We start from the raw sequence: 14,699 nt of genomic DNA, 5'->3' as shown, positions 1-14,699 counted from the left end.
GATGTTTGAATAAACATTGATACAAACTGTTGTTTTAAAACATGTTTTTGACATGTGAAGCACGCAGAGACGGCAAGGCGCAGCATTAGTCCTGATCCCGACCACCACCGGTTTTGGAGATTGGACAATGCGAATTTCACCTGCGCTTTCGGGATTGCTGCAACGGATTGCCGGTTTTCTGGTCACGTCGGGCAGATCGCGGGAACCGTTTGTCGTTTCGGTTCTGGGGCTTTTGATGTTCGCCGTTTTCTTGCCCGTGCCCGCAAATTCTCAGCAACCGCATGTGGTGGGCAGTGATCGCGGCGGATACTTGCATGACCGGCTGATCGAGCTTGAGAATTTGCGGCGAAACGGCGTTCGGGTCGAAATTCGGGGACGGGTCTGTTTTTCCACTTGCACTATGTTCCTGGGGCTGCCCGGAACCTGTGTTGACCCGGATACGACCTTTGGGTTTCACGGCCCCTCGCGCAGTGGCCGGCGGTTGCCGAAAGAGGATTTCGATTACTTCAGCCGGGTGATGGCAGATTATTACCCCGAACCCCTGAGATCATGGTTCATGAGCGAGGGGCGCAACCGCATTGCCGGGGTCCACAGGATCAAGGGTACCGAGATCATCAAAATGGGCGTTCCGGCCTGCCGAACCGCCTGACCCGAGGCTTGCCCCGGATCGGGCTGGGGGCTATCACAGACATGCCCTGAACGTCGCAACAGCGTCCAAAGCCGCAATCATTCGCCTGAAACCAGGCAGGAGACCCGCCCATCGTTTTGTCATCGCTCATTCAAAGGTTCGGACGGCGCGGGGAGTTTTCCATGCCCGCACCAGAAGAACCCCTTTGTGTCATTGGCGATGTTCATGGGTGTTTCACCCGGCTTGAAAATCTTCTGTCAGAGGTGCCGCAGGGCTACAGGATCATTCTGGTCGGGGATTACGTTGACCGGGGCGAGCGCAGTGCCGATGTGCTGCGTCTGATCAGTGAGCGTGATGATTTCACCTGCCTGAAGGGCAATCACGAGGATATGCTGCTGCGGTTTCTGAAGAACCCGGCGGGTCACGGGCATCTCTGGTTGCGCAATGGCGGGTTGCAGACTCTGGCGTCATTTGGGGTGAGCGGGGTCCGCTCAGAGATGAACGCCGAGGAGTTGCAGACCTGCCGCGACAAGCTGAAAGATGCGATGGGCGAGCGCCTGTGCAATTGGCTGTCGGGGCTGAGGACCTGGGTGATGTCGGGCAATGTCCTGATCACCCATGCCGGGGCTGATCCCGGCGCACCGCCCGGTCAGCAAGCGGAAAAGACGCTGCTATGGGGGCATCCGGGATTTCTGACCACGGACCGGCAGGACGGCATTTGGGTTGTGCATGGTCACACGATCGTCGACGCGCCCATGGTGCATCGCGGACGCATATCCATCGACACCGGCGCCTTTGCGACAGGGATCCTGACCGCTGTGTGCCTTGACGGGACCGAGCCGCGTTTTATCTACGCGGGCGTATAGGGGTTGAGCGCAAAAACCGGTGTGGCCGCGAAACAGGACCCCGCGTTATCTTTTCGGGCGCAATCCCAGCTTGGCCTTGTCACGGCAAATCACATTTAATAGGACCGTGCCAAAGTAGATCAGAGCCAGAGTTTTTCATGTTGATTACACCAGTCCTTCTGTGCGGAGGCTCCGGAACGCGCCTTTGGCCGTTGTCCCGAAAAAGTTACCCCAAGCAATTCGTTCCGCTTGTCGGTGAGGAAACGCTTTTTCAGGCCTCTGCGCGCCGGCTGTCCGGAATGGGACCGGATCTGGACTTTGCGGCACCCGTGGTTCTGACAAACTCGGATTTCCGTTTCATCGTGGCGGAACAGTTGCAGGCGGTCGGGATCGACCCGGGCGCCATTCTGATCGAACCCGAGGGCCGCAATACCGCGCCCGCCGTTCTGGCCGCCGCGCTGCGTGCCCATGCCGAGGATGAAAACGCGGTGCTGCTGGTCGCCCCGTCCGACCATGTCGTGCCTGACGCTGCCGCCTTCCGGGCCGCCGTCGCGCGCGGATTGCAGGCCGTGGCACAGGGGCAGCTTGTCACTTTCGGGATCACGCCGACGCATGCGGAAACCGCCTATGGTTACCTTGAACTGGCGGCCACGCCGGACAGCGACGGCGCGCCGGTTCCGTTGAAGCAATTTGTCGAGAAACCGGATCTGGCCCGCGCGACCGAGATGCTGGCTGCCGGCAATTTCAAATGGAACGCCGGTATTTTCCTGTTCCGCGCGGCCGACATCCTTGCGGCATTCCGCGCCCACGCTCCGGCGCTGATGGCACCGGTCGAAGCTGCGGTCAAAGCGGCGGCGGCGGATCTTGGGTTCTTGCGCCTCGATCCCGAACACTGGGGCCAGGTCGAGGACATCTCGATCGACTATGCGGTGATGGAGAAGGCGACGAACCTGTCCGTCGTTCCGTTTGACGCGTCCTGGTCCGATCTGGGTGGTTGGGATGCGGTCTGGCGCGAAAGCGGTCCGGATGCGCAGGGCGTTGTGACCAGCGGCGGTGCCACGGCGATCGACTGTCAGGACACGCTGTTGCGTTCGGACAGCGATCAGCTGGAAATCGTCGGCATCGGTCTGGAAAACATCATCGCTGTGGCGATGAACGATGCGGTTCTGGTGGCCGATACCTCCCGCGCGCAGGACGTCAAGAAAGCCGTTTCCGAACTGAAGAAGAAAGGCGCGCCGCAGGCCACCGCCTTTCCCAAGGATCATCGCCCCTGGGGATGGTTCGAAAGCCTTGTGGTCGGCGACCGGTTCCAGGTGAAACGCATCCACGTTCACCCCGGCGCTTCGCTCAGCCTGCAAAGCCACTTCCACCGTTCGGAACATTGGATCGTGGTTGAGGGCACCGCCCGCGTGACCATTGACGACCATCAGCAGCTGGTGACCGAAAACCAGTCCGTCTATATCCCGCTGGGCGCGGTTCACCGGATGGAAAATCCGGGCAAGGTGCCGATGGTTCTGATCGAAGTGCAGACCGGCACCTATCTGGGTGAGGACGATATCGTCCGATACGAAGATATCTACGCACGTGGTCAGGGGGCCAAGGGCTGAACCCCGTGAAAGTTGCCATCGTTCACTATTGGCTTGTCGGGATGCGCGGCGGGGAAAAGGTGCTGGAAGCGTTCCTCGACCTGTATCCCAATGCCGTGATCATCACCCATGTCTATGACCCCGAAAACGTCAGCGAGAAGATTCGGCGGCACGAGGTTCGGCAAACCTTTATCGGCCGTCTTCCCGGCGCGAAGCGGCATTACCAGAAATACCTGCCGCTGATGCCGCTGGCGCTGGAACAAATGGACATGCAGGAATTCGATCTGATCCTGTCCAGCGAGTCCGGACCGGCCAAGGGGATCATTCCGCGCCCCGACGCGACCCATATCAGCTATTGCCATTCGCCGATGCGGTATATCTGGGATCATTACCATGTATACCGCGCGCAGGCGGGTGGGGTTGCCCGTCTGGGCATGCCCTTCATGGCGCACAGGTTGCGGAAATGGGATGTCACGACGTCGGCCCGCGTTGACCGGTTCATCGCCAATTCCTCGTTCATCAAACAACGCATTCAAAAGTTCTACCGCCGCGACGCCGAGGTGATTTTCCCGCCGGTCGATACAGGGGAATTCCGGATCTCCGACACGATCGGCGATCACTACCTGCTGGCGGGTGAGATGGTGTCTTATAAACGGGCGGACCTTGCGGTTGACGCGTTCAACGCGTCCGGGCGCAAACTGGTCGTCGTCGGGGATGGCGAGATGCGTGAAACGCTCGAACGCAAGTCCGGACCCAATATCACCTTTCTTGGACGGGTGCCGTTTGCCGAGCTGAAGCAACAATTCGCCGCCTGCCGGGCTCTGATCTTTCCGGGCGAAGAGGATTTTGGCATCGTCCCGGTCGAGGTCATGGCCAGCGGCCGTCCGGTGATTGCCTATGGGCGCGGCGGGGCGCTGGACACGGTCGTCGAAGGGGTCAGCGGGTTGTTGTTCCATGAACAGACGGTTGATGCCCTGAACGCCGCCATCGATCGGTTCGAAAGCCAGCCGGATCTGGTGGCCGCACCGCAGCAGATTCAGGCGCTGGCGCGGGGCTTTGACACCTCTGTGTTCAAGGACAAGATATCCGCCTTTGTATCCGCGTCGCTGGAAAACGCCTGACAGGCCCAAAGGCAGGGCCGGAAACGACAGGCGGAACCGCATCATGACCCCCCCGAAATCCCTCGTGTTGAACGGTCGCTTTCTGACCCGGTCGCTGACCGGCGTTGACCGGGTCGCCAGCGAACTAGCGGGTGCGCTGGCGACCCTGCCCGCAGGGGCAAACATGCAGCTGGCCGTGCCCGGTGCGCCGGTACAGAACCCGGAGACCCGCCCCGCGTCTGTTCTGAACCTCGCCCGCCTGGGGCATTCCCGCCGATCCGGCCATATGTGGGAGCAAACCGAACTGCCCGGTCTGTTGCAGCATCAGGACTGGTTGCTGAGCCTGTGCAATACCGGGCCGCTGATCCGGTCGCGGCAGGCGGTGATGATCCACGATGCACAGGTCTTTACCCAGCCCGACTCTTACTCGCGGGCGTTTCGCAACCTGTATCGACTGTATTTGCCGATCCTCGCACGGCGGGCCCGCGTGTTGCTGACAGTTTCAGATTTTTCCCGCCAAGAGCTTGAGAGGTTCGGTGTCTTCCCGAAAGGAAAAGCGCGCGTCATCCATAATGGGGTGGATCACCTTTCGGCGATACCACCGGATGACCAGACTCTTACCCGTCACCGGCTGGAGCGGGGCGGGTATTTCCTGGCAATCGGCTCGCTTGCACCGCACAAGAACCTAAAGCTTCTGGCGGCAGCAGCGAAAGCGCGCGGCGCAGGGGCGTTGCCGCTGATCGTGGCTGGCGGCGGCAACAGCGCGGTGTTCCGGGATGAAGGGTTGTCCGAAGATGACGGCCTGCGGTTCCTGGGCCGGGTGTCGGATGCCGAGCTTAAGGCCCTGTACGCCAACGCCTCTGCACTGGTGTTTCCATCCCTGACCGAAGGGTTCGGGCTGCCCCCGCTTGAGGCGATGTTTTGCGGCTGTCCGGTGGTGGCGACAACCGGGGGCGCGGTGCCGGAAATATGCGGTGACGCAGCCCTGTATGCGGATCCGCGCCGTCAGCAGGACTGGACCGCCGCGATGCTGCGGATCGAGGCTGAGCCCGCCCTGCGTGCAGAACTGGCCGCCAAAGGGCGCGAACGGGCGGCGATGTTCACCTGGAAACGGGCCGCAGAGCAGCTTTTGGCCGCGTTGGACGCCGCCGCCTAGACCTGCACCGGAGTCGGGTGCGCCCGGGATGCACGCACCGCATTGATTATCGCGTTCGCGATCCACAACAGCACGAAGGCCAGAACCCAGATCAACAGGGTGCGCGACGTGCCCCAATACAGAAAACGGCCAAACTCCAGCAGACCGATCATCCAGACGGGAAACAGGAACAGCCCGGAAAACCGGCCGATCTGCACCAGCCGATACAGGCGGCCCGAGATGAAGCCGGGCACCGACAACAGGGCGACGCCCCAGAACAGGCCGAAATCGCTGATCATCATGCCAACGCCGGTGAACAGGTTGAACTCGGGGTTTCCGAACCGCTCAAGCCCGCCCATGAAGGTCTGCTCCCATAGATTGGCCTGAACCTGGTTCAGGGCTTCAAACCCCGGCAAGGGCAGTTTGAACAGGAAGTTCAGAGAGTTCAGTGGCAACCCGCTGGGTTCGAAATACTCGATCGAAACCGCAAGGTTGTTGAACGACGAAACATAGTAGGACAAGAACCGCGAGGCTGAGAAATACGCGATGTTGATGTCGAACTGGCTGTAGAAATTCCACGAGCGGAAATATTCGGTCACGCCAAAGAAGAAGACGACGAAAAACACCGCCAGCACTGGCAGGATGCGAAAGGAAGACTGGCCCGTATTGCGGGCGATGACCCAGGCGGTTGCCGCCGGGATCACGCATTCGACCAGGGCCAGGCGCTCGCTCCAGATAAACGACCGGTACAGCGCCAGAAACAGAATGATGATCAGCAGGCGTTTGTAAAACGCCCGGCAGTGTTTCCTGGTGCTCAGCGCGACGCCATAGCCGCAGACCACGGCCAGCGCGACGCCGAACTGCGTCATCGTGGTCAGCCCACCGATCTGGTTTCCCGCCTCGCGGCCAACAAAACCCTTGCCGGTGACAAACGCGATGATGACCGACGGGTTCAGCGTGGGTCCCAGCCAGATCACATAGGCCGCCGCCATCAGCGTGGCATAGATCAGGCAGACGCGCCGGAACCGCACCGATTGCAGAACAAAGGTCAGATCGTCGATCACCTGATCGCGCGACGGTTTGCGCGCGGACACGGAATACATGCCCAGAACCGCCGCGGCACTGAAAACTCCGATCCCGGCCAACGCGATCCCGACATGGTACGGCTCGATCGTTTTGGTCGTGCGCATGAACAGGTAATACAGGTCAGCCGACATGGCATAGGAGAAAACCGCGATGCAAGCCCAGGCCAGCATGATCACCAGAGGGTTCATCCAGTAAACGGTTTTCATCTATCGGTGTGCTTCTTCTTGTGCAGGTCGAGGGCGCGGCGCTCGCGATAGCCGGTCAGGCGGCCCTGCGCAACATTCATTCGGTATCTGGCCAGACCCGGATTGCCCCTGAGTGCCGAAATCAGCGCTCCGGCCGCCGAACGGGCCACCCAATAGGCCAGCGCACCCCAGCCGTACCCGTGTTTCGCCAGCACATAGCCAAAGCCAAGGGCATAGGTCCGTCCTTTGGCAAGGCTGTTTTCGTCGGCGGTGTCTATTTGCATTTCAGCGTGATGGCCAAACAGGGCAGGGTCGTAAAACTGCCGGTAATTCCCGGACAGCGCGGTCAGGGACAGGTCCTGCACTTCGTTCGCGCCCCAGCGGGTGCCCGATCCGGGGCCGATCCCTTCGTCGAATCCGCCGGTGGCCTCAAGGACATCACGGCGCAGAAACATGACCCATTCGATCTGCGTGAACCACGCCGAGCGGCGATCGACCCAAACCGCGTGGTTCAGGAATTTTCCGTTGATCGAGCGCCCGTCCTCGGCCGCGGCCCGGCCCGAGACGATATCCGCCCCGCTGCGTTCCAGCGCCGACAGCGCTTTTTCGACGAAATCCCGGGGATACCAGCAATCGTCATCCGGGAAGAACACCACATCGCCGCCGGATTGCCGCCACCCGTGGTTTCGGCTGCGGTTGACGCCGCGCAGCCCGTCGTCCCGGATATGCATGACCGGCAGGTCCCGGAACTTGGCGAGAACGGGGGTCAGGCGATCATCGGCGTTCTGGTCCACGACCACGATTTCGTCCAGTTGGCGGCTTTGCTGACGGAAGGTCTCGAACAGCCTGATCAGCTCGTCGGACCGGCCAAGGGTGGCGATTACCGCGGAAACTGTCAGACGTGCCGCGCCTGACGACCTGATATCCGGCTCAGCCATGCGTGGTGTCCTTTCGGTCCGGGCGGGCCAGCAACCCGTGCTGGTCGGCATAGCGCAGGGTTTCCGCAAAATCTTCGTCCAGCCAGGCGCTCAGGCGCTGCCGGGCTGCTGGCGGAATCTCGGGCTTTTGGGCCTCGGTCAGGCGCATGTTCTCGTAGCTTTCGCGCAGCTTCCTGCGCAGCCCGGCGGGGGTCAGACGGTTCACCAGCTGCCGCAACCGGGATGCCCGGTAGGCATTCAGCAACCGCGTGATCATCCGCAGCCGATCCACGGCATAGGCATTGCGCGCGGTCTGGTTTTCGTCTTCGGCAGGGTCCGGGATTTCGAGATCGAGAAACCGTTGCAGATCCGCGAAAACGGCCTGCGGGCTCTGTTGGATGTCCTCGAACAGATACAGGCGAAACCGATCGCCAAATGCGGCATGGAACGCCCTGACCCCCGCCAGATACTGAGAGCGGCGGATCATGCGGTAATGTTCCCCCCACAACACCGCAGGCTGTTTCATCTCACGTTCTTCCCGATCCAGCGCCGCCATCAGGTCTTCGGTAACAAAGCCGTCGCGCACCCCCATCAGGTAATGGGAATAGGCCCGCGCGACCGGTTCCCGCAGCACGGCGATGACGCGGGCATCGGGCTGCATATCCCTGATCCTTGCCGCGCATTGCGGGGTCGACAGGTAATGCGTGCTGGCATCCACGATGTAACGGGCGTCCTTTGCCCCGGCATACAGTGCCCCGTATTCCTCGGGCGTCAGGCAGGCATAAAGCGGCCTGAGCGGCGCATCCCGGTGCCGGGGAACCTGCCCGTCGAAATGAAAGAAGGCGGGTTCCTTGTTTTCTGCGGTGTAAACGCCGGGGGTGCGGCGCAGAACATCATAAAGAAACGTGGTCGCGCTTTTGGGGGCGCCGATCAGAAACAGGTTGGGTAGGGCGGTGCGGGGCGTTACAAAATTCATGGTCGTTCAGGATCGCAACTTGATGAAATTCAGGCGCTTGCGCAGGCTTGCGGCGATGTCGCCCTCGTCATGGAACAAGGCCCGGACATCGTGGCGGGTGATGCCGAAAACGCCCGATTTGGCACCCAGCCGCGACCGAATAATAGCCCAAAGCACCCCGTTCATGACCCAGGACACCAGCGCGAATACCAGCGTGGCAAACAGGGGTGAGCGGGTGAAGACCAGACAGATCAGCAGTGCGCCTGTGGCCAGCATAGTGACCAGGCTGCGCGCGCGTTCCTGACCCTGCATGTTCATGATCAGCGCGGTCGGACCCAGGATGGTCCAGCTGAGCTGACCCGCCAGCAGGGCGCAGAGGATGGGGAAAGCGTGCAGGTATTCGGACCCGAAACCCCATAGCAGCACCCAGCCGCCCGCCAGCAGCAGCGCGCAGCCGATACCGCCGCTGATCAGCATCAGGACGCTGGCGCGGGTGACGGCGGCCTGAATCTCGGCCGTGTTGCGCGCCTGTGCGATCATCGGCGCGATGGCCGTGCGCGCCGCATCGGTCAGAAAGACGCCAAGCTGCGATACGCGCTCGGCCGCGATGAAAAGTGCCGCCGCCTCCAGCCCCGCGGTCAACCCGATGACGATGCCGCAGGCCCGGTGAAATACGATCAGCGCAGCTTCGCCCGGCCAGACGGAAAAGGCCGTGTTGGCATGGTGTTTCAGCCCGGCGCCACCGTCGGTTCCAAGCTCAAGGCGGGTGATGCAGGCCTGTTCCCAGACCAGCGAGACCAGCAATCCGGCCAGATAAAACAGCAAAACCGCCATCGGCGTGACCTGCGCCACCAAAAGCGCGCCTGTGGTCAGGATCAGCGGCACGCTTGTCCGCAGCACGGACTGGCCCAACAGCGCCTGTGACAGCTTGCCGCCTGCACGCAGCATGTCGCGATGCACCGCCATCAGGGCGGTGGCGGCAATCGCCAGCCCGGCCACGATGGCGATATCCGTGTCGCTTGTCACCGGCGTGTCGACCCGAAAAATCGCGGCCATCACGAACCCACCCAGAACCACCAGCCCGCCGGCAAATACCACCAGCCGGGCTTCGCTCAGCAATTTGCGCATCGCCGCACCCTGCCCGGCCTTCGCATATTGGGACCCGTAGCGCAGAACCGCGACGTCATATCCCAGCGCCGCGATGACGCCGCCGGTGATGATCACGTTCACGGTGAAAAACACCAGCCCGAAATCCTCGACCGTCAGAACCCGCGCGCAAAGCATTGTGAAGCCCAGCCACAGAACCGTGCCGCAAATGCGCAACATCACCGCTGTGAGCGCAGCTTTGACCATCAGGCGCTCCGGCCGAAAAGGACGTGGTTTGGGATATGCAGGCGTGGTGCGCTCAAAAGAAACTTCCCAAGGGACTTGGCAGAATTAGGGGCATGTTGGGCCCTGCGACTGTCCTTCGCACGACCCGCCCGAAGGGCACGGGGTGTCAGTTCACCGCCGCGACGATGGGTGTGGTGATCAGCGACGGAGTGATCTGGCTGATCGTGCGGCCCCAGCGCGTGACCGGGTTTTCGGCAATGAAAATGATGTCGTTGCTGCGCAGTTCGAACTGCGCCGCCAGCGTCAGATGCGCCGCGTTGCGGGTATCCAGGTGCCAGGCCGTGACCGCACCAAACTCACGGGCATCCTGCGAGGCGCGCAGAACATAGACCTCTGAGGCGTCGCCGGTTTCCTTGGCGATGCCGCCACCGGTGTCGAACAGCGCATCCGCCAGCGAGGCGCGGCGGCCAAAGGGCAACGCATAGCGGCCCTGGGTGCGGACCTCGCCGCTGAGGTAAACGAAATCCCGGTCGACTGCATCCAGTTCCACCGCCTGAACAAAGGTGTCACGGCGTTCATTCAGGTCATCACGGCGCAGGTCGACAGCAGTCGACAATTCCTGCAAGGCGGTCTGGCGGCCCTGCAGAACGGTTTCGCGCAACTGGATCTGCTGCGCGAAAAAGCGTTCGGCGCGATCCAGATCGTAATCGGTATCGACAAAGACCGAGTCGTCGGCGGCCAGATTCAGGTTTTGCAGATCGGACCGCGCGTAAAGGTCTTCGAGCGGGATCTGGTACATCTGCCCGTTGCGGTAAATCCGCACCGAGCTGTTGTCGATATCGCGGACCGAAACCGACCCGGCGGCCGACAGAGCCTCGCCCAGTGTCAGTTGGGTCAGGGTGATCGGCTGAACGCCGGGTTGACCAACGGCGCCGCCGACCGAGACGCGGCGGGAGTTGAACTCGGCGATCTCAAGGCTGAAGGTCGGGTCGATCTGGTTTTCCACCAGCCGCTGGAACAGCAGGGCCTCGGCCTCGTCCACCGTCAGCCCCGCCAGCCGGACCCGGCCCACATCGGGGATGTTGATCGATCCGTCATCCTGCACAGTATACCCGTTGCGGCTGTTCTGGGCCGCCAGCAGGCCCGACAATTCGCCGGCCGTGCCCTGGGTGGACGGAGTGGACAGCACCACAACATCGCCGATGCCGATGGTGTAGGGCCCGGGGTCCACGTTGGGCGGCGGGTCCAGTTGCAGCCCCGCGCGCGATCCGTCCTGCGTCGACGGCGCGTCGGGCAGGGGGCCAAGGCCGCGCTGGCTGGTGCCGGATCCCGATCCGGCCGAAAGCTGAAAGACCGATGGCAGGGTTTTCGGCGCGTAAGTCGAGCGATTGGCCACAAGCACGGTTTCCGGCGTCACCGGCACCACGCGTACCTTGCCGCTGTCCGACACGCCCGCGGTCACCGACGGGCTGCGATAAATGGTCGAGCATCCGGTGATCAATCCGCCCAGGATCATCACACTGAGCAAGAGTGGAATTTGGCGCACGAGGGATCCTCCGCTGGTCACAATCTCAAGTTTCATCCGGCACAACCTTCATGGTCATGTTGCCAAGGAAATCGCCGGTCCATTGCGAGGACTGGACGATCCGGCCGGTGCTGTTCTGCACCCAGTAAATGTTGATAAAGCTTTCGGCCAGCCCATAGCAGCGTTCCTGCCGTTTTTCCGTCGCGACAGGATTGCCGCGCAACAAAACAGTCTCGGTTCCGACGGTCGTGATCCGGCATCTGTAGGCATGCAGCTCGATCTCATCATTGCCGTTGAGGAAAGTGTGGAACCGTTCGGCCTGACCGTCGCCGCCGGACAGAATCAGGTGCGTGCTCTGGCTGACATCCGACCCGGCCATGCCGCCGCCGAACCCCTTGGTCGAGGTCAGCATCCCCTGGTCCAGCGTAATTGTGGCACCGTCCGCCGTCAGCCAGGTCTGAACGCCGTTGCGTTCCACCTCCAGCAGCATCACACCGCCCAGACCGCGCGACGGAAAGCCGACCTCAAGCCGGGGCGGGATCGGGCGGCGCGCAGCAAGTGTTTCGGCGCGCGGGTGGAACCGGGGGGCGTCGGGTTGCAGCGCGCCCTTCAGCAGATCGAAATCCTGCCGCGCCTCACCACAGGAAACCAGCATCAGGGCGAGAATGGCAGATCGCAGGGTCTTCATCGCCAGAACCTCCCCCAGCCGCGGGACAGTTGCGGCGCGCGGGCCTCGCGCGTCACTTCATACAGGCGGTTGCGCACGTTCAGGCGCGCGCCGCCATCGCGCAGAACCGGGCGGATCGTCTGCCGCACCTTGTTGCGGGACGGCCGCCCGGTCAGCCAGGAGACGGGGATTTCCAGCCGGATGCCCTTGTCGAACGATCCCTCGCCGAAATCCTCAAAGCTGACATCGGTCAGGGTAAAGAAGGCACCAACCGTGAAGCCGTTGTTGAATTCACGATCCAGCGAAAACGTTGCCCCATAATCGCCCGCCAGATAGCGGCCCGCATCTATCTGTGCGTGGTAATCGCCGGGCAGGTCGTAATAGGCCGAGACATGGCCGGTGGCGACGGAATAGTCCTGAAAGCCGAACAACACGTCAAAATCGCGCTGGGCGACATAATTGACCTCGACCCCAAGCGCGAGGCGGCTGTCCGTCGGATACCAGAGCAGCTCGGTCGAGAGCCCGCCGAACATGGTTTCCAGATAGCCCAGCGTGGTGCGGGCATACAGGTTTTCCGCCGGCCGCCACATGTATTCGGCGGTCAGATGCTCGATACGCAGGTTGGATTCCCGCGCATAGATCGCCCAGTCGGACCGCACATGCGGCAGCGGCGAATCCGACACCCGGGTGCTGTCGTCCAGCGTGCTGAGGATCGGCTGGCGCAGCCCCGTCGACAGGGTCAGCCCGGGCGACAGGGTATAATCCAGCCCAAGTGCGGCCCCGATTTCGTACCGCAACGGGTCGTCGGGATCGAAGAACGAAAAATTTAGATAAGGCCCGAACCGGTACGAGAAATGCGGGTAGGCATCGCTGAGATACCCGCCCTGAAGCACCGGGATCGTGTCGGAAATCCGCGCCCGGGCAAAACTGCGCCAGGCGTTGTCGGGATCATGCTCCAGCTCGTACAGGTCGTTCCGGTTGACCCGAACCGCGCTGAGCGGCACGCCGTTGGACATCAGCGCGATGTCGAAATGTTCAGACTGCGGCGGCTGTTCGTTGGCCAGCACCCGCGCCGTGCGCCCAAGCGCCTGCGCGGCCTGGCCAAAGGTGTTGTTCTCGACCCCGACCCGAACCGTGTCTTCGTCACGGGACAGATAGACCAGCCGCAGCCCCTCCTGTTTCAGCGCCTTTTGCAACCGGTCGCGGGGATCGGCAGTTTGGCCCAGCGCGTGCGCGGCGACCCGCTCCGGCGGCAACAAAGGCGGCGGCGCTGCTCCCTGTCCCCCCGGGGCGACGGTTTTGCGCGGATCAATGAAATAGCTGTAGGTCATTCCCAGCGTGGTGCCATACAGGAAAGAGGTCGTCAGTTGCGACCCGTTCCGGAACCGGTACTGGACCCCGACATTGATCGGCGACCGGACATCGAAGCCGATATTCTCACGCTCTGCCGTGTACAGGTCCGGCGAATATTCGGCCAGAAAGGTCAGCCGGTCACTATACTTCCAGCTTGCACCGCCAAACAGCGCCGCATCGCCCTGGAACCAGTTGCCGAAATCAAGCTGCCCGGTTTCGGAAATGTCGCCTGCGTTCTCGTCTTCTCGGACGTCGAACCGGCTGCTGATCAGGCCCAGCGGATTGGAAAACGCCCCCCTTCCGGCCAGACGCCCCCAGCCGATACCGCCGGTCAGCTTGAACCGGTCGCGAAACGTCTTTGTCGCGACGATATATTCGGCGGCATACAGCCCGGTGCCGCCGAAATCGCGCAGCCCAAGCACCACGGCTGGTGCGTTCCGGCTTTCTTCGCGCAGCCGAAAGTGAATGTCGAAACTGCGGTCATACCGGTCGCCGACATCGCCGTCGAAATCCTTGATATACGCATAGCGGAAACTGCCATGCACCCAGGGCAGCATCTGGAAGGTCATCGTCGCGCGCCCGGTGTCCCGCAGGCCGGCGGCGGTGAAGGCCAGGGTTCCGTCATCAAACATTTCCGCGCTCGGAAGCTCCAGCAGGCCGGGGGTGCCATATGTCGAAACGGACTGCGCGGAGGCCATGCCGGAAACCATGGCGCACAGCGCCGCCAGCAGGCTGAATCGCCCTTTTGATACCGCTCGAATCTTCACTTTTGTCGTCGCTTTTTTTCTTGGCGCCTGCTTAGCCGCTTTTCCGAACGGGGTCTTCCTTCACGTCAACGCCCGACGGTTTCATTCATCTTTTTGGCGAATCCGCATGATTACGTGGCCCGTTAGCGCAGATTTCGGGCGCTTTAAAGAAGGCACATTGCGTCAGATGTCTGTCAAACCGCGTCGTCGTCGGGTGTTTCATCAACAAGTCGCTGAAAAACATCACTTTCCCAAGGTAATCTTTTATTTTGCTCAAACTGGCATTTTCTGCCCTGAACGGGTGTGCTAGCGTCCGGCCAAGACTTGTTTCAGGAGACATACGATGATCAGAAACGCTGTTCTGGTTTTTGCCCTCTCAACCACAGGCGTTTATGCGCAGGACGTGCCCGCCGATGCGGCAACGGGCCAGAACGTGCCCGGAACCGCCGCGCCGGCAGGTGAGGCGGCCGTGGCCGCGGCGCAGCAGGGCGTTACCGGTTTCGTACCGCTGGTTGCACCGGCGCTGGGCGCTGTGGCAGCCGCGGTCGGGCTGGCGGCGGCCGGTGGTGGCGGTTCGACCACCAACACGACCAGCACCGTAAGCACCAACTGATCAGAACCGGGATCAATGCAAAACAG

At 62.0% G+C, this 14,699-nt stretch carries 14 protein-coding genes; 7 read left to right on the top strand and 7 right to left on the bottom strand.

Translation table 11 applies throughout. The features are described from left to right. Nucleotides 1-127: 127 nt before the first annotated feature. From ACXAC3_RS02445 to ACXAC3_RS02425, 5 genes are all read left to right on the top strand, one after another. A complete protein-coding gene (locus tag ACXAC3_RS02445) occupies nucleotides 128-649 on the top strand; it encodes a hypothetical protein (protein ID WP_475155641.1) in 522 nt (173 codons plus the stop codon). 161 nt (nucleotides 650-810) lie between these two features. After that, entirely contained in the window at nucleotides 811-1,494 is a 684-nt protein-coding gene (locus tag ACXAC3_RS02440; RefSeq protein WP_475155638.1) for a metallophosphoesterase family protein, read from the top strand. A gap of 137 nt (nucleotides 1,495-1,631) precedes the next feature. After that, nucleotides 1,632-3,080 (top strand): mannose-1-phosphate guanylyltransferase/mannose-6-phosphate isomerase, encoded by a 1,449-nt coding sequence (locus tag ACXAC3_RS02435; RefSeq protein WP_475155634.1) that lies wholly within the window; start codon nucleotides 1,632-1,634, stop codon nucleotides 3,078-3,080. 5 nt (nucleotides 3,081-3,085) lie between these two features. Continuing rightward, a complete protein-coding gene (locus tag ACXAC3_RS02430; protein WP_475155630.1) occupies nucleotides 3,086-4,180 on the top strand; it encodes a glycosyltransferase in 1,095 nt (364 codons plus the stop codon). Nucleotides 4,181-4,223: 43 nt separating this feature from the next. Next, nucleotides 4,224-5,315: a glycosyltransferase family 4 protein gene (locus ACXAC3_RS02425; protein ID WP_475155625.1), complete on the top strand. Its 1,092-nt coding sequence runs from the start codon at nucleotides 4,224-4,226 to the stop codon at nucleotides 5,313-5,315. Here ACXAC3_RS02425 and ACXAC3_RS02420 read toward each other — a convergent pair. The 7 genes from ACXAC3_RS02420 to ACXAC3_RS02390 all read right to left on the bottom strand — a co-directional run bounded on the left by ACXAC3_RS02420 (nucleotide 5,312) and on the right by ACXAC3_RS02390 (nucleotide 14,012). Continuing rightward, nucleotides 5,312-6,586: an oligosaccharide repeat unit polymerase gene (locus ACXAC3_RS02420; protein WP_475155619.1), complete on the bottom strand. Its 1,275-nt coding sequence runs from the start codon at nucleotides 6,584-6,586 to the stop codon at nucleotides 5,312-5,314. The genes ACXAC3_RS02425 and ACXAC3_RS02420 overlap by 4 nt on opposite strands. Then, entirely contained in the window at nucleotides 6,583-7,503 is a 921-nt protein-coding gene (locus ACXAC3_RS02415) for a glycosyltransferase family 2 protein (RefSeq protein WP_475155616.1), read from the bottom strand. The genes ACXAC3_RS02420 and ACXAC3_RS02415 overlap by 4 nt, the downstream gene beginning before the upstream one ends. Beyond that, nucleotides 7,496-8,458 (bottom strand): sulfotransferase family protein, encoded by a 963-nt coding sequence (locus tag ACXAC3_RS02410; protein ID WP_475155611.1) that lies wholly within the window; start codon nucleotides 8,456-8,458, stop codon nucleotides 7,496-7,498. Before ACXAC3_RS02410 ends, ACXAC3_RS02415 begins: the two co-directional genes overlap by 8 nt. Nucleotides 8,459-8,464: 6 nt before the next feature. After that, entirely contained in the window at nucleotides 8,465-9,790 is a 1,326-nt protein-coding gene (locus ACXAC3_RS02405) for a lipopolysaccharide biosynthesis protein (protein WP_475155605.1), read from the bottom strand. A gap of 145 nt (nucleotides 9,791-9,935) precedes the next feature. Continuing rightward, nucleotides 9,936-11,351: a polysaccharide biosynthesis/export family protein gene (locus ACXAC3_RS02400; protein ID WP_475155600.1), complete on the bottom strand. Its 1,416-nt coding sequence runs from the start codon at nucleotides 11,349-11,351 to the stop codon at nucleotides 9,936-9,938. After that, nucleotides 11,341-11,982, bottom strand: coding sequence for a YjbF family lipoprotein (locus tag ACXAC3_RS02395; RefSeq protein ID WP_475155594.1), 642 nt, complete (start codon nucleotides 11,980-11,982; stop codon nucleotides 11,341-11,343). Before ACXAC3_RS02395 ends, ACXAC3_RS02400 begins: the two co-directional genes overlap by 11 nt. Then, on the bottom strand, nucleotides 11,979-14,012 hold the full coding sequence (locus ACXAC3_RS02390) for a YjbH domain-containing protein (RefSeq protein ID WP_475155590.1): 2,034 nt from the start codon (nucleotides 14,010-14,012) through the stop codon (nucleotides 11,979-11,981). The genes ACXAC3_RS02395 and ACXAC3_RS02390 overlap by 4 nt, the downstream gene beginning before the upstream one ends. On the opposite strand from ACXAC3_RS02390, the gene ACXAC3_RS02385 reads away from it, so the two are divergent. Together ACXAC3_RS02385 and ACXAC3_RS02380 are read left to right on the top strand one after the other, a co-directional pair. Next, nucleotides 14,011-14,370: a hypothetical protein gene (locus ACXAC3_RS02385; RefSeq protein ID WP_475155587.1), complete on the top strand. Its 360-nt coding sequence runs from the start codon at nucleotides 14,011-14,013 to the stop codon at nucleotides 14,368-14,370. The two genes, ACXAC3_RS02390 and ACXAC3_RS02385, sit on opposite strands and share 2 nt — an antisense overlap. Nucleotides 14,371-14,403: 33 nt before the next feature. Further along, nucleotides 14,404-14,673, top strand: a complete 270-nt coding sequence (locus ACXAC3_RS02380) for a hypothetical protein (protein WP_475155584.1) — start codon at nucleotides 14,404-14,406, stop codon at nucleotides 14,671-14,673. Nucleotides 14,674-14,699: the final 26 nt, after the last annotated feature.

It is taken from the genome of Ruegeria sp. ABV4_181, assembly GCF_056158465.1.
The sequence above is the reverse complement of the archived record's forward strand: the minus strand, read 5'-3'. Positions and strand labels throughout refer to the sequence as shown.

Bases quoted from the DNA above. Each gene is read 5' to 3' on its own strand.
- ACXAC3_RS02425 (WP_475155625.1), top strand. From the start codon at position 4,224: ATGACCCCCCCGAAATCCCTCGTGTTGAACGGTCGCTTTCTGACCCGG.
- ACXAC3_RS02380 (WP_475155584.1), top strand. From the start codon at position 14,404: ATGATCAGAAACGCTGTTCTGGTTTTTGCCCTCTCAACCACAGGCGTT.
- ACXAC3_RS02435 (WP_475155634.1), top strand. From the start codon at position 1,632: ATGTTGATTACACCAGTCCTTCTGTGCGGAGGCTCCGGAACGCGCCTT.
- ACXAC3_RS02420 (WP_475155619.1), bottom strand. From the start codon at position 6,586: ATGAAAACCGTTTACTGGATGAACCCTCTGGTGATCATGCTGGCCTGG.
- ACXAC3_RS02395 (WP_475155594.1), bottom strand. From the start codon at position 11,982: ATGAAGACCCTGCGATCTGCCATTCTCGCCCTGATGCTGGTTTCCTGT.
- ACXAC3_RS02415 (WP_475155616.1), bottom strand. From the start codon at position 7,503: ATGGCTGAGCCGGATATCAGGTCGTCAGGCGCGGCACGTCTGACAGTT.
- ACXAC3_RS02385 (WP_475155587.1), top strand. From the start codon at position 14,011: ATGCCGGAAACCATGGCGCACAGCGCCGCCAGCAGGCTGAATCGCCCT.
- ACXAC3_RS02440 (WP_475155638.1), top strand. From the start codon at position 811: ATGCCCGCACCAGAAGAACCCCTTTGTGTCATTGGCGATGTTCATGGG.
- ACXAC3_RS02445 (WP_475155641.1), top strand. From the start codon at position 128: ATGCGAATTTCACCTGCGCTTTCGGGATTGCTGCAACGGATTGCCGGT.
- ACXAC3_RS02405 (WP_475155605.1), bottom strand. From the start codon at position 9,790: ATGGTCAAAGCTGCGCTCACAGCGGTGATGTTGCGCATTTGCGGCACG.
- ACXAC3_RS02390 (WP_475155590.1), bottom strand. From the start codon at position 14,012: ATGGCCTCCGCGCAGTCCGTTTCGACATATGGCACCCCCGGCCTGCTG.
- ACXAC3_RS02400 (WP_475155600.1), bottom strand. From the start codon at position 11,351: ATGAAACTTGAGATTGTGACCAGCGGAGGATCCCTCGTGCGCCAAATT.
- ACXAC3_RS02410 (WP_475155611.1), bottom strand. From the start codon at position 8,458: ATGAATTTTGTAACGCCCCGCACCGCCCTACCCAACCTGTTTCTGATC.